At 62.3% G+C, this 18,814-nt stretch carries 15 protein-coding genes; 8 read left to right on the top strand and 7 right to left on the bottom strand.

The window, feature by feature from the left end; genetic code table 11:
• Positions 1 to 141: 141 nt before the first annotated feature.
• Together glyA and ACF8FG_RS02625 are read right to left on the bottom strand one after the other, a co-directional pair.
• Positions 142 to 1,395 (bottom strand): serine hydroxymethyltransferase, encoded by a 1,254-nt coding sequence (glyA, locus tag ACF8FG_RS02630; RefSeq protein WP_014589625.1) that lies wholly within the window; start codon positions 1,393 to 1,395, stop codon positions 142 to 144.
• Between the two features lie 306 nt (positions 1,396 to 1,701).
• A complete protein-coding gene (locus ACF8FG_RS02625) occupies positions 1,702 to 5,532 on the bottom strand; it encodes an EAL domain-containing protein (RefSeq protein WP_014589626.1) in 3,831 nt (1,276 codons plus the stop codon).
• A gap of 248 nt (positions 5,533 to 5,780) precedes the next feature.
• On the opposite strand from ACF8FG_RS02625, the gene ACF8FG_RS02620 reads away from it, so the two are divergent.
• From ACF8FG_RS02620 to gdhA, 3 genes are all read left to right on the top strand, one after another.
• Positions 5,781 to 6,185 carry a hypothetical protein gene (locus ACF8FG_RS02620; protein WP_014589627.1) on the top strand — a complete coding sequence of 135 codons (405 nt, stop codon included), beginning with the start codon at positions 5,781 to 5,783 and terminating at the stop codon, positions 6,183 to 6,185.
• A 304-nt stretch (positions 6,186 to 6,489) separates the two neighbouring features.
• Positions 6,490 to 8,157 (top strand): energy-dependent translational throttle protein EttA, encoded by a 1,668-nt coding sequence (gene ettA / locus ACF8FG_RS02615; RefSeq protein ID WP_010951931.1) that lies wholly within the window; start codon positions 6,490 to 6,492, stop codon positions 8,155 to 8,157.
• A 221-nt stretch (positions 8,158 to 8,378) separates the two neighbouring features.
• Positions 8,379 to 9,719 (top strand): NADP-specific glutamate dehydrogenase, encoded by a 1,341-nt coding sequence (gene gdhA, locus ACF8FG_RS02610; RefSeq protein WP_003247498.1) that lies wholly within the window; start codon positions 8,379 to 8,381, stop codon positions 9,717 to 9,719.
• A 164-nt stretch (positions 9,720 to 9,883) separates the two neighbouring features.
• On the opposite strand, the gene ACF8FG_RS02605 is transcribed toward gdhA, so the two are convergent.
• The 4 genes from ACF8FG_RS02605 to ACF8FG_RS02590 all read right to left on the bottom strand — a co-directional run bounded on the left by ACF8FG_RS02605 (position 9,884) and on the right by ACF8FG_RS02590 (position 13,435).
• A complete protein-coding gene (locus ACF8FG_RS02605) occupies positions 9,884 to 10,381 on the bottom strand; it encodes a GreA/GreB family elongation factor (protein ID WP_014589629.1) in 498 nt (165 codons plus the stop codon).
• 67 nt (positions 10,382 to 10,448) lie between these two features.
• On the bottom strand, positions 10,449 to 10,805 hold the full coding sequence (locus tag ACF8FG_RS02600; RefSeq protein ID WP_070383435.1) for a hypothetical protein: 357 nt from the start codon (positions 10,803 to 10,805) through the stop codon (positions 10,449 to 10,451).
• 216 nt (positions 10,806 to 11,021) lie between these two features.
• Complete coding sequence (locus tag ACF8FG_RS02595; protein WP_049586363.1) at positions 11,022 to 12,875, bottom strand: DUF4105 domain-containing protein; 1,854 nt, start codon at positions 12,873 to 12,875, stop codon at positions 11,022 to 11,024.
• 71 nt (positions 12,876 to 12,946) lie between these two features.
• Positions 12,947 to 13,435 (bottom strand): DUF3015 domain-containing protein, encoded by a 489-nt coding sequence (locus ACF8FG_RS02590; protein ID WP_003247492.1) that lies wholly within the window; start codon positions 13,433 to 13,435, stop codon positions 12,947 to 12,949.
• Positions 13,436 to 13,685: 250 nt separating this feature from the next.
• On the opposite strand from ACF8FG_RS02590, the gene ACF8FG_RS02585 reads away from it, so the two are divergent.
• The 5 genes from ACF8FG_RS02585 to ACF8FG_RS02565 all read left to right on the top strand — a co-directional run bounded on the left by ACF8FG_RS02585 (position 13,686) and on the right by ACF8FG_RS02565 (position 18,528).
• Positions 13,686 to 16,124, top strand: coding sequence for a Lon protease family protein (locus tag ACF8FG_RS02585; RefSeq protein WP_004575710.1), 2,439 nt, complete (start codon positions 13,686 to 13,688; stop codon positions 16,122 to 16,124).
• 162 nt (positions 16,125 to 16,286) lie between these two features.
• Positions 16,287 to 16,625, top strand: a complete 339-nt coding sequence (locus ACF8FG_RS02580) for a hypothetical protein (RefSeq protein ID WP_010951936.1) — start codon at positions 16,287 to 16,289, stop codon at positions 16,623 to 16,625.
• Positions 16,626 to 16,814: 189 nt separating this feature from the next.
• Complete coding sequence (locus tag ACF8FG_RS02575) at positions 16,815 to 17,303, top strand: TIGR00645 family protein (RefSeq protein ID WP_003247486.1); 489 nt, start codon at positions 16,815 to 16,817, stop codon at positions 17,301 to 17,303.
• A 216-nt stretch (positions 17,304 to 17,519) separates the two neighbouring features.
• A complete protein-coding gene (locus ACF8FG_RS02570; protein ID WP_014589631.1) occupies positions 17,520 to 17,825 on the top strand; it encodes a DUF6482 family protein in 306 nt (101 codons plus the stop codon).
• An 85-nt stretch (positions 17,826 to 17,910) separates the two neighbouring features.
• A complete protein-coding gene (locus ACF8FG_RS02565; RefSeq protein ID WP_003247482.1) occupies positions 17,911 to 18,528 on the top strand; it encodes an FKBP-type peptidyl-prolyl cis-trans isomerase in 618 nt (205 codons plus the stop codon).
• 26 nt (positions 18,529 to 18,554) lie between these two features.
• On the opposite strand, the gene ACF8FG_RS02560 is transcribed toward ACF8FG_RS02565, so the two are convergent.
• Positions 18,555 to 18,800 carry a hypothetical protein gene (locus ACF8FG_RS02560; protein WP_010951938.1) on the bottom strand — a complete coding sequence of 82 codons (246 nt, stop codon included), beginning with the start codon at positions 18,798 to 18,800 and terminating at the stop codon, positions 18,555 to 18,557.
• Positions 18,801 to 18,814 lie beyond the last annotated feature (14 nt).

Here is an 18,814-nt window from a genome sequence, read left to right as displayed (position 1 = left end):
CGGTGCCATCCACCGCGTAGCCTTCTTCGCGGGCACGCCCGCTCCCACAGGATGTGTATCAGGCCTGCGAACGTGTTTCATGGTCCGTTCACGAAAAAGCCCGGCACTGGGCCGGGCTTTTTCACTTCAGGCAAGCACCAATCAGTTGCCGTAAACCGGCAGCTTCTTGCAGATGGCCTTGACCTTCTCACGCACGGCGTCGATCACCGCTTCGTTGTTCAGGTCGGCCAGGATGTCGCAGATCCAGCTTGCCAGTTCCTTGCACTCGGCTTCCTTGAAACCACGGGTGGTAACGGCTGGGGTGCCGAAACGCAGGCCCGAAGTGACGAACGGCGAACGCGGGTCGTTCGGTACCGAGTTCTTGTTGACGGTGATGAAGGCTTTGCCCAGGGCGGCGTCAGCATCCTTACCGGAGATTTCCTGCTTGATCAGCGACAGCAGGAACAGGTGGTTCTGGGTGCCACCGGAAACCACGTCGAAACCGCGCTCGATGAACACGCTGGCCATGGCCTGGGCGTTCTTCACGACTTGCTGCTGGTAAGCCTTGAACTCTGGCTGCAGGGCTTCCTTGAAGCAGATGGCCTTGGCCGCGATGACGTGCTCCAGCGGGCCGCCCTGGGCGCCCGGGAAGACGGCGGAGTTCAGCTTCTTCTCGATGTCGGCGTTGGCACGGGCCAGGATCAGGCCGCCGCGCGGGCCGCGCAGGGTCTTGTGGGTGGTGGTGGTGACCACGTCGGCGAACGGAACAGGGTTCGGGTACACGCCAGCGGCAACCAGGCCGGCAACGTGGGCCATGTCGACGAACAGGTAGGCACCGACCTTGTCGGCGATGGCGCGGAAGCGGGCGAAGTCCAGAACCTGCGAGTAGGCCGAGAAGCCGGCAACGATCATCTTGGGCTTGTGCTCGACAGCCAGGCGCTCGACTTCGTCGTAGTCGATCAGGCCATTGCCGTCGATGCCGTACTGGATGGCGTTGTACAGCTTGCCCGAGGAGCTTACCGAAGCACCGTGGGTCAGGTGGCCACCGTGGGCCAGGCTCATGCCCAGGATGGTGTCACCGGCAGACAGCAGGGCCAGGTAGACGGCAGCGTTGGCCTGGGAGCCAGCGTGCGGCTGTACGTTGGCGTAGTCGGCGCCGAACAGCTCCTTGGCACGGTCGATGGCCAGTTGCTCGACGACGTCGACGTACTCGCAACCGCCGTAGTAGCGCTTGCCTGGGTAGCCTTCGGCGTACTTGTTGGTCAGGACCGAGCCCTGGGCTTCCATGACTGCCGGGCTGGTGTAGTTTTCCGAAGCGATCAGCTCGATATGCTCTTCCTGGCGCAGAGCTTCTTGCTGCATGGCTTCGAAGAGCTCGGCGTCGTACTTGGCAATGGTCAAATCACGGCTGAACATGGCGGTCCTCAAGGATCGGGGTAATTTGGGTGTGCATTCTAACCGATTGATTCGCGGCTGGCATATGAAGTGGCGTCAAGTCGCAGACCAATGGGCTTCATCTTGCATCCCGCGCCGTTTCTGGGCTGGGCGGGGGCAGGAGTTGACCTGGAAGTCCGCTTTTTATGCAGGATTGTGTCGCGACATCGTACTTGTAGGCGCGGGTTTACCCGCGAAGAAGGCGGCGCGGTGCATGGCACCGGCTTTGCCGGTGTTCGCGGGTAAACCCGCTCCTACGGGGGACCTTGCGAGCAGGCAGCGTGCGGGTCAATGGAACATGAACAAGGTCTCGTTGGAGAATTGCGCCTCGAACTGATGCGCCGGCATCGGCCGCCCGAACAGGTAGCCCTGCACCTCGTCGCAACCATGCTCGCGCAGAAACTCCAGCTGTTCGTGGGTTTCCACGCCCTCGGCGATGACTGCCAGGTTGAGGCTGTGGGCCATGGCGATGATCGCCCGGGCAATCTGCGCGTCTTGCTCGCCTTCGGGCAGGCCGTCGACGAAGGTCCGGTCGATCTTCAGGACGTCGATAGGGAACTGCTTGAGGTAGTTGAGCGACGAGTAGCCAGTGCCGAAGTCGTCTACCGCAATGCTCAGGCCGAGGTTCTTCAGGCTGGCAAGAATCTGCAGCGCCTCGTTCACCTCGCGCATCAGGATGCTTTCGGTCAACTCCAGTTCCAGGCATGCCGGCGGCAGGCCGCTTTCTTCCAGGATGTTGGCAATCCGAGTGCCTAGCTGGCCGTCGGAGAACTGCCGCGCCGAAATATTCACCGACACTTTCGGCACCCGCACCTTGGCCTTGTGCCAGGCCTTGAGCTGGCGGCTGGCCTCGCGCAGCACCCAGTCGCCCACGTCCACCACCAGGCCCAGTTCTTCGATCACCGGGATGAAGTCACCCGGCGGCACCAGGCCACGGGTCGGGTGACGCCAGCGCAGCAGCGCTTCGGCGCCGGTCAGGCGCTTGCCGTCGCCGCTGAACTGCGGCTGGTAGTAGAGGATGAACTCGTTCTGCTCCATGGCATGGCGCAGGTCGCTTTCCAGCTCCAGGCGCTCCAGGGCGCTGGCGTTCATTTCGGCCTGGTAGAACTGGAAGTTGTTCTTGCCGCGCTCCTTGGCGTGGTACATGGCGGTGTCGGCGTTCTTCATCAGCTGGCTCAGCTCACTGCCATCCTGCGGGCTGAGGGCGATGCCGATGCTGGCGGTGACGAAGAACTCGCGGTTTTCCAGCACGAACGGCCGCACCAGGCTGCCGAGGATGTTCTCGGCCACGTGGATGGCGCGGTTCAGGGCCATTTCGCGGGTGGGGCGCGGTTGCAGCAGCAGGGTGAACTCGTCGCCGCCCATGCGTGCCACAGTGTCGTCGTCATCCACGCAGGCCAGCAGGCGCAGGGCCATGTCCTTGAGCATGCGGTCGCCGGCCGCATGGCCGAGGGAGTCGTTGATCGGTTTGAAGCGGTCGAGGTCGAGGAACATCAGCACCACCCAGGCCTTCTGCCGCTCGGCCTGCTGCAGGGCGTTGTACAAACGGTCCTGGAACAGTGTGCGGTTGGGCAGGTGGGTAAGGGCGTCGTAGTAGGCCAGGCGGTGAATGCGCTGTTCGCTGGCCTTGCGTTCGCTGATGTCGGTGAAGAAGCACACGTAGCTGGCCAGGTCGCCTTCGTCGTCCAGTACCGCGGTGATGCCGACCCAGGCCGGGTAATGGTCGCCGTCACGGCGCTTGAGCCACACTTCACCTTCCCAGCTGCCGCGCTGGTGCAGTTGCTTGACCACATAGCGCAGGTGGCCTTCCTGCTGTTCGTCGACAGTGAGCATGCCCGGCAATTGGTCGAGCACTTCACTGACGGCGTAACCGCTGACGCGGCTGAACGCCTCGTTGGCCTGGACGATATAGCCGGCCGGGTCGGTGATGAGGATCGCCGAGGTGGAGTGTTCGAATACGGTCGCGGCCATGCGCAGGTCTTTTTCGGCACGACGTTGCTGGCTGATGTCGCGGCCCACCCCGAGTACGCCTTCGAAGCGCTGGTCATCGTCCCACACCAGCACCAGGCGCAGCTCGATCGGGATCTTGCGGCCATCGGCACGCAGGCAGTCGAACAGGAACAGTTGGGTGGGTAACTGGCTGCACAGTTGCGCCATCTGCGCCGGATCGCCCATGGCCTTGCTGACACGCTCCATCAGGCTGTAGATGCCGGTGAGCTGGGCCGGGTTGGCGACGATCGACTGCCAGCCGTTGGCGAAGATCCAGTCGGCCTGGTAGCCCAGCACGCTCTGTACCGAGGGGCTGACATAGTTGAGCTTGAGCTGGTTGTCGGTGGAAAAGATCACGTCACTGATGCTTTCGGCGAGCATGCGGTAGCGTTGCTCGCTGTCACGTAGCGACTGGCTGGCCTCGATCTGAACGGTCACATCCTTGCCCACACCGATGATGCGCGTCACCAGGCCTTCGGCGTTGCGGCTCAGCACCTGCTCGCGGATGTCGTAGCAGCGCCAGCTTCCGTCGCGGTGGCGGAAGCGCAGCTGGCAGTGCAGCGGTTGGTCATGACCGCTGTCGCGCTGTTGCTGGCGCAGTGCCTGGTAGTGTGCGGCGTCCTCGGGGTGCAGCAGCAGTTCCCAGAAGCGGTCGCCCATCTGTGCCAGCTCGGTGCGGTCGTAGCCCAGGGTCTGGCCGAGGTGGCGGTTGCTGAAGATCATCCGCTGGCTCGGCACATCCTGCACATACAACTGGTCGGGTACGGTGCGTACCACGTCCGACCAGAAGCTTTCGCGTTCCAGTAGCGACAGCTCCACCTGTTTGCGGCTGGTGATATCGCTGATGCTGAGGATCACCGCCTGATAATCACGACGCTGCAGCGGCAGCCGGGCCATCAGCCACAGGTGCAGCTCGGTGCCCTGCGGTGTCGGCAGACGCACTTCCAGCTCCAGCAACGGGCGTTGTTCGATCAGTGCGTCGATCAGTTGCATGCCGACGCTGTCTCGGCTGTCGCCAGTGCCATCGATCAGCCGCTGCCAGGCACCTTCGTGACAGTGGATGTTCAGCAGCTGGCGCGCCACTTGGTTGACCTCGGTGATCTTCAGCTCCAGCAGCAGCGAGCGGCGCAGGTTCGGGTCCAGCGCCAGGCTGTGCTTGAGTGCGGCCCGGTTACGCAGGTGGTAGCGGTCGAGCTGGCCGGGCAGGCTGGACAGGTCGAGCACGCACAGGGCAACGCCGGTGCCTTCAAAAATTTCCTGATAGCGCCGGCGGTCTTCCTGCAACGCCCGCTGGCGGCGACGCATGTTGATCAGCGCCAGCACCGGCAGCAGGGCGCAGAACAGCACCAGCAGGCACTTGCCGAGCAGCGCCGGCAATAATTTTTGCTGGGCCAGTTTGGCGTCGAACAGACCGCGTAGCTGCCAGGTGCTGTTTTCGATAAAGGCCAGCATCACGCTTTGCAGCGGTTCGTCGCTGGTGTCGGCTGCGGCATGGCGCTGCAGCACCTCGCCGCTGCGGCTGTTCTCCAGCAGCCACTGCGGGTGGCCACTGCCCTCTAGGTGGAGGGTGAGCTCGCGGTAATAGTCCGGTGACAGGCGCAGTAGCCAGTAGCCGCTACCCTGTGAGGCATCCTGGCGCAGCAACAGGTACAGGATGTGGTTGTCGGCCGAATTGGTGAAGAAGTACGGGCGTCCCTGGCTCAGCACGAGCAACTCGTCAAGCGACTGGCGGTCGGGGCTGCCGGCCAGGCTGTCGGCGCGTAGCTGCCCGGTGTTGTCCAGCCAGGCCACGCTCTGCAGGGCGGGGAGGCGCTCGCGCAGGGTGCCGAGCAGGCTAGGCAGGGCGGCAGGTGTTGGTGCATCAAGGTAGGGTTGCACCACGTTCACGGCCTGTTGCGCCTTGAGCGCCATGTTCAGGCTCAGGTGGTCGGCCAGTTCCGCGGAGGCGTCCAGGCTCTGTTTGCGCAATTCGGCCTGGGTATGGTTGAACTGGGCGAACAGCTGCCACAGCAGCAGGCCCAGCAGGATCAGGGCCAGCAGCGCCAGCGCACCCTTGATCGACCCGCGCAGGATAGTTGCGGGTGCTTGTGGGGCGGAACGCAATGACGACGGATGAGTAAGGTTGGTCAAGCGTTGATCCTGCGATTGGGCTGGCGATGGCAGGGAATGATCGTGCACGGTGCGTGCCGGCGCCGGGCTTGCGCACCGCGGTGGCGCACTATAAGGCCGGATACCCGAAACCGGCTAGCATGCCTCGGATTATGGCAAAGTGCCAGCCATGCTGACCGATGGTGGCTGCCTGGTGGTTCGGCAAGCCCCTGTAACCTGTGCGAGAATAGCGCCCGCTATACATGACAACGCATCGGAGATGTTCGGTTTTGGTTACTCACTTTTCCTCCAATGGCCTCGATTCCGCCTGCGGGCGCAGCAGTCAGACCCTTGTCAGCACTGCCGTGACCGAGGACGTATCCTGCAAGTCTTGCCAGCGCTCGCTGGGCAAACCCGAGGCGGCCGCTGCCGCAAAAAGCAAGGCCCCATCGCTGGCTGAACTGCGCAAGACCGCCAAGGTGGCAGCAGAGCCGGCTGTTGCCGTGGCGGCGGCCAAGCCGGCAGCCAAGGTGGTCAGCACTGCGCCTGCACCGGCCAAACCGGCCAAGGCGGCCGAGCAGCAACCTGCCCGCAGCGGCAGCTTCAGCGTGAAGTCCGCCTGGGCCGCGCGCCTGGCCGAGCAGGGCGACCGTTGCCGCTTGCCGCGGGGCAAGGCCAAACAGCGTCACGTCTGAGTCTCTTCGGCTGCTGTGCCGGCCCTTTCGCGGGCTCGCCCGCTCCCACAGGAATCGCGGATTCTTCAGACTCTGTGGTGACGCTGTGGGAGCGGGCATGTCCGCGAAGAGGCCGGCACAGGCAATGAATTCATCCCAGTGACCGCACTGATCACACCCCACCATCGGCCCCTCCTATGCAACGCCGCGCGTTGGCGTAGAATGGTCGACTTTGTTCAATGACACCCCGTAAACACATCCCACTGGCCACCGCGTGCCGGGGCGATCGGCGATGTCTTTACCTATCTGATTAGAGGGCTTGGTTTTGGCTCAATACGTCTACACCATGCATCGGCTGAGCAAGGTCGTGCCGCCGAAGCGGGAAATTCTCAAGAACATTTCCCTGTCGTTCTTCCCAGGCGCCAAGATTGGCGTACTTGGCCTGAACGGCGCCGGTAAATCGACCCTGCTGCGGATCATGGCGGGCGTCGACAAGGAATTCGACGGCGAAGCCCGTCCGATGCCCGACATCAACGTGGGTTACCTGCCACAGGAACCGCAACTGGACCCAACCAAGACCGTGCGTGAAGTGGTCGAGGAAGCGGTCAGCGTAATCAAGGACGCCCAGGCCCGCCTGGACGAGGTCTACGCGGCCTACGCCGAGCCGGATGCCGACTTCGACAAGCTGGCCGCCGAGCAGGCCAAGCTGGAAGCCATCCTGCAGGCCGCTGATGGCCACAACCTGGAGCGCCAGCTGGACGTCGCTGCCGACGCCTTGCGCCTGCCCGCCTGGGATGCGCGCATCGAACACCTGTCCGGTGGTGAGAAGCGCCGTGTAGCCCTGTGCCGCCTGCTGCTCTCGGCACCCGACATGCTGCTGCTCGACGAACCCACCAACCACCTGGACGCCGACTCGGTGGCCTGGCTGGAGCGCTTCCTGCACGACTTCCCGGGCACCGTGGTAGCCATTACCCACGACCGTTACTTCCTCGACAACGTCGCCGGCTGGATCCTGGAGCTGGACCGCGGCGCCGGCATCCCGTACGAAGGCAACTACTCGGGCTGGCTGGAAGCCAAGTCGGAGCGTCTGGCGCAGGAATCCAAGCAGCAGAGCGCCCACGAGAAGGCCATGAAAGAGGAACTGGAGTGGGTGCGCAAAGGCGCCAAAGCCCGCCAGTCCAAGTCCAAGGCCCGTCTGCAGCGCTTTGAAGAAATGCAGTCGCAGGAATTCCAGAAGCGCAGCGAAACCAACGAAATCTACATTCCGGCCGGTCCGCGCCTGGGTGACAAGGTTATCGAGTTCAAGAACGTCACCAAGGGCTACGGCGACCGTGTGCTGATCGACAACCTGTCGTTCTCCATGCCCAAAGGCGCCATCGTTGGCGTGATCGGTGGTAACGGTGCCGGTAAGTCGACCCTGTTCCGCATGTTGATGGGCAAGGAGCAGCCGGACTCGGGCAGCATCGAGATCGGTGAAACCGTGCAGTTGGCCTGTGTGGACCAGAGCCGCGAGGACCTGGACGGCGCCAAGACCGTGTTCCAGCAGATCTCCGACGGTTCCGACCAGATCCGCATCGGCAACTACGAGATCCCTTCGCGTACCTACGTTGGCCGCTTCAACTTCAAAGGTGGCGATCAGCAGAAGTTCGTCAAGGACCTGTCCGGTGGTGAGCGTGGCCGCCTGCACCTGGCCCTGACCCTGAAGGAAGGCGGTAACGTTCTGCTGCTCGACGAACCGTCCAACGACCTCGACGTCGAAACCTTGCGTTCGCTGGAAGAAGCCCTGCTGGACTTCCCGGGCGCCGCGATCGTGATTTCCCACGACCGTTGGTTCCTGGACCGTGTGGCTACTCACATCCTGGCGTACGAAGACGACTCGAACGTGGTGTTCTTCGAGGGTAACTACACCGAGTACGAAGCCGACCGCAAGAAGCGTCTGGGTGATGCTGCTGCCCAGCCGCACCGTGTACGGCACAAGAAACTGGCCCAGTAAGCCGGTTTTCTGATGCACAAGAATGGGGCCCAAGAGGCCCCATTTTTGTGCCTGGCGGACCGCTATAAATGGCGAAGCGTAGGTGTATTTTGTATACACTTACATAAAACGCACCAAATAATTTCAAAAAAACGACATTTCGCCCTATTCCGGTGCGATTGCTTCTTGGTACATTTCTGAAAAAAACCAATAAGTCCAATCCTCTTGGTGAGATGTCTACCATGATCGAATCTGTCGACAATTTCCTTGCACGCCTAAAGCAGCGTGACCCAGGCCAGCCGGAATTCCACCAGGCGGTGGAAGAGGTGCTGCGCACCCTGTGGCCATTCCTTGAAGCCAACCCCCACTATCTGCAGTCCGGCATCCTCGAGCGCATGGTCGAGCCCGAGCGCGCCGTACTGTTCCGCGTCTCCTGGGTCGATGACCAGGGCAAGGTGCAGGTCAACCGCGGTTACCGCATTCAGATGAGCAGTGCCATTGGCCCGTACAAGGGCGGGCTGCGCTTCCACCCGTCGGTGAACCTCAGCGTGCTGAAGTTCCTGGCGTTCGAGCAGGTGTTCAAGAACTCGCTGACCTCGCTGCCCATGGGCGGCGGCAAGGGCGGCTCGGACTTTGACCCGAAAGGCAAGAGCGACGCCGAAGTGATGCGCTTCTGCCAGGCGTTCATGAGCGAGCTGTATCGCCACATCGGCGCCGACTGCGACGTACCGGCCGGTGACATCGGCGTGGGTGCCCGCGAAATCGGCTTCATGTTCGGCCAGTACAAGCGTCTGGCCAACCAGTTCACCTCGGTGTTGACCGGCAAGGGCATGACCTATGGCGGCAGCCTGATCCGCCCGGAAGCCACCGGTTATGGCTGCGTTTACTTCGCCGAAGAAATGCTCAAGCGTCAGGACAAGCGTATCGACGGCCGCCGCGTGGCGGTGTCCGGTTCGGGCAACGTCGCCCAGTATGCTGCGCGTAAGGTCATGGACCTGGGCGGCAAGGTGATCTCGCTGTCTGACTCTGAAGGTACCTTGTATGCAGAAGCCGGCCTGACCGACGCCCAGTGGGACGCCTTGATGGAGCTGAAAAACGTCAAGCGCGGACGTATCAGCGAGCTGGCCGGGCAATTCGGCCTGGAGTTCCGCAAGGGCCAGACCCCGTGGAGCCTGCCGTGCGACATCGCCCTGCCATGCGCCACGCAGAACGAGCTGGGCGCCGAAGATGCCCGCACCTTGCTGCGTAACGGCTGTATCTGTGTGGCCGAAGGCGCCAACATGCCGACTACCCTCGAGGCTGTGGATATTTTCCTGGACGCCGGCATTCTGTACGCCCCGGGCAAGGCCTCCAATGCGGGCGGCGTAGCTGTGTCGGGCCTGGAAATGTCGCAGAATGCCATGCGCCTGCTGTGGACGGCCGGTGAAGTGGACAGCAAGCTGCACAACATCATGCAGTCGATTCACCATGCATGCGTGCACTACGGTGAAGAGGCTGATGGTCGGATCAACTACGTCAAGGGGGCGAACATCGCGGGCTTCGTGAAAGTGGCCGATGCGATGCTGGCTCAGGGCGTGGTCTGATCTGAGACGGTAAGGGGCCGCTTTGCGGCCCATCGCGACGCAAGGCCGCTCCCATAGGCTCTCACAGGCTACCAAGGGTTGGATTGGTGTCCAATTTCTCGGGGGCAGTCCAGCTTGTGGGAGCGGCCTTGCGTCGCGATGGGCTGCAAAGCAGCCCCAGGGCCTCAACCCTCACCCAGAATCTCAACCACCTCTATCACCTGTTCCCCCACCGGCCGCTGCCAGACCACCTCATCACCCGGCCCAGCCCCGAGCAACGCTCGCCCCAATGGCGAACCCCAGTTGATCAAGCCCCGCCCGGCATCCGCCTCATCCTCGCCCACCAGCTGCACCAACTGCTCCTGGTCCTGCGCATCGACAAACCGCACCCGGCTACCAATCTGTACCTTGCTATGCGAAGTCGCCGCCGGTACCACCTGGGCGCTTTGCACCCGCGCGCTGAAGTAGCGCAGATCCCGCTCGGTATCGGCCAGCCGTTGTTTGTCACCCCGTTCGCCCTGCGCCTGCAATTCGCTGCGCAAGGCATTCAGCTCGGCCACCCGCGTCTGCAGCTGGCGCAGGCCGCTGGCCGTCACGTAGTTGGGCTGTTCACTGATGCGCCGCTCGACCGGCTGGTCGGCCTGGTCGGCGGCTTGGTCTTCGTTGACGAATGCTCGGCTCATGCAGGGCCTCCTTGTGCATGAGACCATCATGGCAGGCCGCCGGTTTAAAGGGATGTCCGTTTGCGACTCAATTGTGGCGATAGGCCTTGGCAGCGCCGCGGTCCTTTTCCTGCTCCCACTCGCGGTCACGCTGGTCCCAGAAGCGCTCGTGGTACTGGCGCTGTTCTGCGCTGTTCTGCATGGCATGACATTGGCGGAAGCCATCGTCCCAGCCGGTTTCGTACTGACGCTCGTGCAGGTAGCGCGGTACGTTCTTGCGGAAGTTGCCCACCATTAGCCCGGCAGCCTGGCGGCCACTGCTGCAGCCGTCCTGGAAGCCATCCGCATAGGCAGGAGGGTAACCGTGGTTGACCATCTGCTCGTGGGTGGTTTCGCAACCTGACAGCAACAACGCAATGCACACGCCGAACCAGTACCGCGACATAGCCACAAAGCCCTCCAGTTGATGGTGGAGAGTCTAGGTGGCGATTTGTCGGGTAGGTGTCAAAACAGTGTCAAAGAGTTGGTTCAGTCACACTGCTTTACTAGCCTGACTGGCCAATTCGCGGGCAAGCCCGCTCTGACAGGTACTTGCACAGGCCTCGGATCGTGTGGGGACCCTTTGGGAGCGGGCGTGCCCGCGAAAGGCTGCAAAGCGGCCTCAGTAGTGATACCACTTCAGCTCCAGCATCACCTCGTTTTGCGCCGTAGCCAGGTGGCTGAACTCCCGCGAGGCACTCAACCGAAGCCCAAGGTTCTGGCTGATCTCCCACTGCTGGTTCAGGCTTACACTGCGACGTACTTCGCCGTTGGTGAAGTAATCGCCCTTGGCCTCCAGCGTCATGTTGCCTAGCCCATTGCGCCACAGCAGCCCGCCATTGAAGCCAGCCGCCGGGGCAATGAACTGAGCGAAGTCGTTGTGATGCTCGACCCGCACCGTGCCCAAGGCAAACCCCAGCAAACCGTCAGCCAGCTGCCAGGTGCCGCCAGCGCCGCCATTCACATGGCTCACCAGCACTTCGTCATCATGCTTGCCCGGCACCCGCTCCAGCCCGCCGGCCACTTGCCATGACCAAGGCTTGAGCAGCTCGTTACGGGGTGTCAGTGAACGGATGGTGGCCAGGTCCAGGCGCTGCACCTGCCAATCGTTGCCTTCGTACTGGCGCAGCTTCAATTGCAGGATTTCGATCTGTGCGCCCAGCGGGAAGCCATAGGCGTTGTCATTCAGGTCGTGGTAGGCCATGCGCAGGCCATATTCGGCGTAGGCGCGGTCTTCACGGGTGCCTACGCCCAACTGCCAGGTGCGCGAGTCATGGCCATCCTCGGGCAGGCCGGGGCGCTCGATCTGCAGGGGCGGCGGCGGGTTGCTGTTGATCGCCCGCAGCAACTCGAAGCTTCGTTTGGCCTGCCCTGGGTCGCGTTCCTGGCCATTGGCCCGATAGCGCTCAAGGCGATACGCGGCATCTTGCACCAACGCTTGGCGTTCGCGAGGCAGGGCCTGGAATTCTGGGCTTTGCAATTGCGCAGTGTCGGCGCTTACAGCCAGCACCTGGCGCTTTTCGTCGTGGTCGAGTGGCTCGGCCCTGGCCAGCAATTCACGTTCGCGAGAGGGGCGGTAAGTTTCGCTGGCGACCAGGCCGGACTGCTTCACGGCTTTCACCGTGTCGGTGGGAATGGCCGTCAGCGGGAACTGAGACGTCAGGTCCAGGCTCGGCCGGGCCACTTGCAGCAGCTCCAGCAGGCGATACGAGCAGTTTTCGTCGAAGAAGAAGTAGTCGAACTGGATCTGCTTCAGCTCCCAAACATGCTCGACCATACGTCCGGTTTCTTCGGGGGTCAGGTCCAGCTGGTATTCCCACAGGTCGCGGTTTTCCAGGCTGCGGTATTCGGACAGTTTTTCCTGGTAGGGCATCAGCGCAAACAGCCCCGGGTAGCCGCCCATCAGGCCTTTCCAGGCGTACAGGATGCTGTTGTCGCTGCCTTCGATATAGGCACCGAAGTTGATGGCGTAGCTCAGCAGCGTGGTGTCGTCGCTGCGAGTGTTGGACTGGTCGATGCGCAGCAGGGTGTGCCCGAACATCGACGACGGGCTGTTCAGGTAGGCTGCCGGGAAGATCAACGCGGCGCTGTGCGGGTCGATCGACTGGTACCAGGTCTTGAATTCCTGGCAGTCCGGTTGTGGCAAGTCTTGCAGGTCGAGCTGTTCGCGCAGCCAGCGGGTGCGCGCGGGGAATACGCACTGGGCGTGCTTGTCACCGAGGCTGGCCGGGGCATACAGCGCAGCGACCGTAGCCTTGAGTTCCTGGTCCGGATGGTGCGCGCCATCTTCGGCGAGGAAGAACGCATCATCATCCACATAGCTGCGCCAGCCGCCGAGCTTGGCGGTTTCGTAATGTCCAATGGCGAGCCAGTAGGGGGTATTGGCCAATTGCTGGAGACGGCCTGGATCCAGCATGGGGGCGGCATGAACAGGGGCGCAGGCACACAGCGCCAGGGCAGCGAGGCGTTTGAGCATATCGGGCAACTACTTCTTGACGATGCCGAAAAAGGCGAAACCCGCCCCGGGTGGGGCGGGAGCAGCTGTGCTTAGGCCTCGGTAGCGTATTTGGCCAGGCGTGGGTCGCTCTTCAGAACGGCCAGGGTGTTGCTGTGGACAGTTTCGGCAGTGACGTCGGCGCTGCTGAAGATCTGGTTGAAGTGCTGGTGGGTGACCGAGTTGAAGTAGCTGCGGTCCTCCGGTGCTACGCCGAGAACGACGGCATAGGTGGTCAGTGCTTCGCCCTGGCCCATGGCCATGTCTTCGGAAAGCTCGTTCATCATGCCGTTCATGGCGAACCAGGACTTGCCGCCGTAGGTCAGCGAAGCCTTGGTCGAGCAGCCGTTGGTGCCGGAGGTCATGCCGAAGGTGGCGTTACCGGAGGTGCCGTTGGTGGTAGAGGCCAGGAAGTGTGCCGGCGTGCCGCGCTGGCCTTCGAACAGCATGTTGCCCCAGCCGCAGTTCGGGCCGCCTGGCGCTTCGGCCATGGCGTTCAGCGAGACCACGGTGAACAGAGTACCCAGAAGAATCCGTTTCATAGCATTTGTTCTCTTTGTCTTAACCAAGGGTCAGGGTTTCTGGCAACTCGGTTGCCAGGTCGGGAAAGCTTTTCACCCACCCGCGCAGCTTGGAGTTTAGGCACGATCTAAAGGTTGCGTTGTTGATTGCGAAAAATTTGCTGTCACAAGACTGCACCGGCTGCGACATAAAGTCCCGTGGAGCCTTGCAAGGCGCGCGCGGGCAGCGCCAGAATGCTGCGTATCTGCCCCGCCGAAGTAAGGAAACCCAATGCCCGATCCTGTCGCTGCGCGCCTGCGTCTTGCGCCTGAAGCCCTGACCCGGCGTTTCTCCCCCGAGCAGTTTGCTTTTACCCATACCGACGATCTGGAGCCGTTTCGCGGAGTTCTGGGCCAGGAACGTGCTGTCGAGGCCCTGCAGTTTGGCGTGGCCATGCCGCGTCCTGGTTACAATGTGTATGTGATGGGCGAGCCCGGCACCGGGCGCTTCTCGTTCGTCAAGCGCTACCTCAAGGCCGAGGGCAAGCGCCAGCAGACCCCGGCCGACTGGGTCTACGTCAACCACTTCGACGACACCCGTGAACCACGCGCACTGGAGCTGCCGTCCGGAAGCGCCGCCGAGTTCATCAGCGACATGGGCGGATTGATCGACAACCTGCTGTCGACGTTCCCGGCGGTGTTCGAACACCCGTCCTACCAGCAGAAGAAGGGCGCCATCGACCGCGCTTTCAACCAGCGTTATGACCGCGCTCTGGATGTGATCGAGCGCGCATCGCTGGAAAAGGACGTTGCCTTGTACCGCGATGCCAGCAACGTCGCCTTCACGCCGATGGCTGATGGCAAGGCGCTGGATGAAGCTGAGTTTGCCCAATTGCCGGAGGAGGTGCGCGAGCAGTTCCACGAGGACATTGCCCTGCTTGAGGAGCGCCTTAACGAAGAGCTGGCCAGCCTGCCGCAATGGAAGCGCGAATCGAACAACCAGCTGCGCCAGCTCAACGAAGAAACCATCACGCTGGCGCTGCAGCCGTTGTTGGCGCCGCTGTCGGAAAAGTACGCCGAAAATGCGGCCGTGTGCGCCTACCTGCAATCGGTGCAGTTGAACCTGTTGCGGACGTTGGTCGAGCAACTGGTCGATGACAGCAAGTCCGACGCCGTGGCCCGCAAGCTGCTCGAAGAGCAGTACGCGCCCAGCCTGGTCGTGGGCCATCATGCTGACGGTGGCGCGCCGGTGGTGTTCGAGCCGCACCCGACCTACGACAATCTGTTTGGCCGTATCGAATACAGCACCGACCAAGGTGCGCTGTATACCTCCTATCGCCAACTGCGCCCAGGCGCGCTGCACCGTGCCAACGGCGGCTTCCTGATTCTGGAAGCCGAGAAAATGCTGGGCGAGCCGTTCGTATGGGACGCGCTCAAGCGTGCGCTGCAGTCGCGCAAGCTGAAGATGGAGTCGCCGATCGGTGAGCTGGGCCGTGTTGCCACTGTCAGCCTGCAGCCGCAGGTGATTCCGCTGAACGTCAAGCTGGTGATCATCGGCTCGCGTCAGCTGTACTACGCACTACAGGACCACGACCCGGACTTCCAGGAGATGTTCCGCGTGCTTGTGGACTTCGATGAAGACATGCCGATGGTCGACGAGAACCTGGAGCAGTTCGCCCAGCTGTTGCGCACCCGCACCAACGAAGAGGGCATGGCGCCGCTGACCAGTGACGCGGTGGCGCGTCTGGCCACCTACAGTGCTCGTCTGGCTGAAAACCAGTCGCGCCTGTCGGCGCGTATCGGCGACCTGTTCCAGCTGGTCAGCGAGGCTGACTTCATTCGCCAGCTGGCCAGTGACGAAATGACCGACGCAGGCCACATCGAGCGTGCACTCAAGGCCAAGGCCACTCGTACCGGCCGTGTGTCGCAACGGGTGCTGGACGACATGCTCGCCGGCATCATCCTGATCGACACGGAAGGCGCGGCCATTGGCAAGTGCAACGGGTTGACCGTGCTGGAAGTGGGGGACTCGGCGTTCGGCATGCCCGCGCGTATTTCGGCCACCGTCTACCCCGGCGGCAGCGGTATTGTCGATATCGAGCGTGAGGTCAACCTTGGCCAGCCGATCCACTCCAAAGGGGTGATGATCCTCACCGGTTACCTGGGCAGCCGCTATGCCCAGGAGTTCCCGCTGGCGATCTCCGCAAGCATCGCCCTGGAGCAGTCCTACGGCTACGTGGACGGCGACAGCGCCTCGCTGGGCGAAGCCTGCACGCTGATCTCGGCCTTGTCGCGCACGCCGCTCAAGCAGTGCTTCGCCATCACAGGCTCCATCAACCAGTTTGGTGAAGTGCAGGCGGTGGGTGGGGTGAACGAGAAGATCGAGGGCTTCTTCCGCCTCTGCGAGGCGCGTGGCCTGACCGGCGAGCAGGGGGTGATCATTCCGCGTGCCAACGTCGCCACCCTGATGCTTGACGAGCGCGTGTTGCAGGCGGTGGAGAACGGCATGTTCCACGTCTACGCGGTCAGCCAGGCTGATGAGGCGCTGAGCCTGCTGGTGGGCGAGGAGGCCGGGGTACTCGACGACAAGGGGCTGTTTACCGAGGGCAGCGTCAATGCCCGGGTGGTGGAGCGCCTGCGTGAAATTGCCGAGATGATCAGCGAGGAAGACATCGAGAAGGCAGAAAAGGAACGCCTGGAAGAAGTGATTGCCCAGGCCAAACCCGCCTGAGTCAATAAACTGGCGCTAGCGGCGATGTGCTACCGTTCAGCGCCAGTTTTCCATCTTTCTGAGCGGTTCCTCTATGCTGGAACTTAAGGACGGTACAGCGTTCAGGATGGAAACAGCCTGAGGGTTTCGGGCTGAACAAGGCTCCTTGGAGGGGACGCGGCCATGCGCAACCTCAGCCTCACACGCCAGTGCCTGGGCCTGGTGACCCGTATCGAATGCAGCATTCGTCCACTGGCCGGGGATAACGGCATGTGGACCCTGCTGTTCGCCGCCGGCATGGCCGGTGAACAACCCTCCGCGATCAAGGCGCAGGGCCCGTTTCATGGGCCACTGGTGGCCGAATCGGTGCTCAATGCCATCGTCGACAGCCTGACCATGCATGGTTATCAGGTGGCCGATGACCCGCAGATCTGGTGTCTGCATTTGCAGGCGCAGTTGCGGCGGATCAATGGTGAGCGGTGTCGCAACCTGGGGGATTACCAGTTTCATCCTGAGACCTGAAGAATGCCGAGGCCGCTTTGCGGCCCATCGCGACACAAGGCCGCTCCCACAGGTACAGCATCGGCTTGCTGTGGGAGTGTGGCCTTGTGTCGCGATCAGGCTGCGGAGCAGCCCCCGGGCTTTTGCTGTAACAGGTGGCTGGCTATACTCGCCGTCGCTTTTTTAGTCACCTGATGAGTCCTGAACTTCATGGAACGTATCCTCGAAAACGCGATGTATGCCTCGCGCTGGCTGCTCGCACCGATCTACTTCGGCTTGTCCCTCGGCCTGCTGGCCTTGGCGCTGAAATTTTTCCAGGAAGTGGTCCACGTCCTGCCCAATGTCTTTGCGTTGAGCGAAGCTGACCTGATCCTGGTCATCCTGTCACTGATCGACATGTCGCTGGTTGGTGGTCTGCTGGTGATGGTGATGATTTCCGGCTACGAGAACTTCGTCTCGCAACTGGACATCGATGAAAGCAAGGAAAAGCTCAACTGGCTGGGCAAGATGGACTCTTCGTCGCTGAAGATGAAGGTTGCCGCGTCGATCGTGGCGATTTCCTCCATTCACCTGCTGCGGGTGTTCATGGATGCGCAGAACATCTCCACCGATTACCTGATGTGGTACGTGATCATCCACATGACCTTCGTGGTCTCGGCGTTCTGCATGGGCTACCTGGACAAGCTGACCAAGCACTGAGTCCGCCAGGCCTCACTGCAACTCCTGTGGGAGCGGGCATGCCCGCGAACACCGGCAAAGCCGGTGCCAGCCACCGCGTGGCCTGCTTCGCGGGCACGCCCGCTCACACAGAGATCGAGGTTCAACTGACGAGTGGCTTCAGTCATGCCTTGCGCATTCTCCCTTCCTGTACAAAAAATGAGCTCTCATGCGTGGTTCCCATCGCGAGGTGCTCTCATGAACCTGCATCAGCTCAATACCGAGGCCAGGGCTGGCCATGTCGACGAACTGAACCTGATCGCCATCGAAGGCGGTGACTACCTGCTCGAGGCCCGGGTCAAAGGCCATCCTCACCCCCTGTCCGATACCCGCGGTGAACGCTTGCGCGTGCACTCGGTGGAGGATGCGCGCAAGTTGCTGCAAACCATCCCTATGGTCTCGATGAACCTGGTGCACTGGTCGGTGCAGGACGAAATGTGCGGCATGGGTACGCACCCGGAAGAAGACCTGAAGGTGCCGATTTCCCAGCGTTCGGCCTGGTAGCTGCTCGCAGCGCCCCAGTGTGCTAGGCTGCTCGCCCTTTTTATCAAGGGCGCGGCTGCATTGCGCCCTGCAGTGGAGCACGACAATGTCCGAACTCAACCTGTCTACCGACGAAACGCGCGTCAGCTACGGTATCGGCCGTCAGCTGGGCGGCCAGCTGCGCGACAACCCGCCACCAGGCGTTAGCCTGGAAGCCATCCTGGCCGGCCTGACCGACGCCTTCAACGGTGCCGACAGCCGCGTCAGCGAAGCCGACCTGTCGGCCAGCTTCAAGGTCATCCGCGAGGTGATGCAAGCCGAAGCTGCAGCCAAGGCCGAAGCCGCTGCTGCTGCTGGCAAGGAGTTCCTGGTCGAGAACGCCAAGCGTGAAGGCATCACCACGCTGGCTTCGGGCCTGCAGTTCGAAGTGCTGACCGCTGGCGAAGGCGCCAAGCCGACCCGCGAAGACAATGTGCGTACGCACTACCACGGCACCCTGATCGACGGCACCGTGTTCGACAGCTCCTACGAGCGCGGCCAGCCGGCTGAATTCCCGGTAGGCGGCGTGATCGCTGGCTGGACCGAAGCCCTGCAACTGATGAACGCTGGCAGCAAATGGCGCCTGTACGTGCCAAGCGAGCTGGCTTACGGCGCCCAAGGCGTTGGCAGCATCCCGCCGCACAGCGTACTGGTGTTCGACGTCGAGCTGCTCGACGTTCTGTAATGCCCTGGAGGCCGGCCCTGCCGGCCTCAATTCCAGTCTGTCCCCCCAGGGCGCAACGCCCGCGCATAGCAGAACAGAAACAGATTCCGTACCAGTTCCTTGAGCACCCCCGGCTCACTCGAATTCAGCCCGCTCATGTCCAGGTCACCCTGGTCACGCAGTTCGTCGAGGGCTTCTTCTTCAAGCACCGCGCACACTTCGCCGGTTTCCCGATGAAGAATGCGCAGGTAGGGGTGAGGGCGTTCCAGCCAGGCGTCGATCAGATAAGTCATGGCTATTCTCCTTG

The organism is Pseudomonas sp. YQ_6, from assembly GCF_043103245.1.
In the GTDB taxonomy this organism is placed as follows: domain Bacteria; phylum Pseudomonadota; class Gammaproteobacteria; order Pseudomonadales; family Pseudomonadaceae; genus Aquipseudomonas; species Aquipseudomonas alloputida.
The sequence above is the reverse complement of the archived record's forward strand: the minus strand, read 5'-3'. Positions and strand labels throughout refer to the sequence as shown.

Excerpts from the sequence above, each read along its gene's own strand:
- ACF8FG_RS02570 (WP_014589631.1), top strand. The coding sequence starts at position 17,520 with ATGAACCTGCATCAGCTCAATACCGAGGCCAGGGCTGGCCATGTCGAC.
- ACF8FG_RS02585 (WP_004575710.1), top strand. The coding sequence starts at position 13,686 with ATGCCCGATCCTGTCGCTGCGCGCCTGCGTCTTGCGCCTGAAGCCCTG.
- gdhA (WP_003247498.1), top strand. The coding sequence starts at position 8,379 with ATGATCGAATCTGTCGACAATTTCCTTGCACGCCTAAAGCAGCGTGAC.
- ACF8FG_RS02595 (WP_049586363.1), bottom strand. The coding sequence starts at position 12,875 with ATGCTCAAACGCCTCGCTGCCCTGGCGCTGTGTGCCTGCGCCCCTGTT.
- ACF8FG_RS02565 (WP_003247482.1), top strand. The coding sequence starts at position 17,911 with ATGTCCGAACTCAACCTGTCTACCGACGAAACGCGCGTCAGCTACGGT.
- ACF8FG_RS02580 (WP_010951936.1), top strand. The coding sequence starts at position 16,287 with ATGCGCAACCTCAGCCTCACACGCCAGTGCCTGGGCCTGGTGACCCGT.
- glyA (WP_014589625.1), bottom strand. The coding sequence starts at position 1,395 with ATGTTCAGCCGTGATTTGACCATTGCCAAGTACGACGCCGAGCTCTTC.
- ACF8FG_RS02605 (WP_014589629.1), bottom strand. The coding sequence starts at position 10,381 with ATGAGCCGAGCATTCGTCAACGAAGACCAAGCCGCCGACCAGGCCGAC.
- ACF8FG_RS02590 (WP_003247492.1), bottom strand. The coding sequence starts at position 13,435 with ATGAAACGGATTCTTCTGGGTACTCTGTTCACCGTGGTCTCGCTGAAC.
- ACF8FG_RS02560 (WP_010951938.1), bottom strand. The coding sequence starts at position 18,800 with ATGACTTATCTGATCGACGCCTGGCTGGAACGCCCTCACCCCTACCTG.
- ACF8FG_RS02575 (WP_003247486.1), top strand. The coding sequence starts at position 16,815 with ATGGAACGTATCCTCGAAAACGCGATGTATGCCTCGCGCTGGCTGCTC.
- ACF8FG_RS02600 (WP_070383435.1), bottom strand. The coding sequence starts at position 10,805 with ATGTCGCGGTACTGGTTCGGCGTGTGCATTGCGTTGTTGCTGTCAGGT.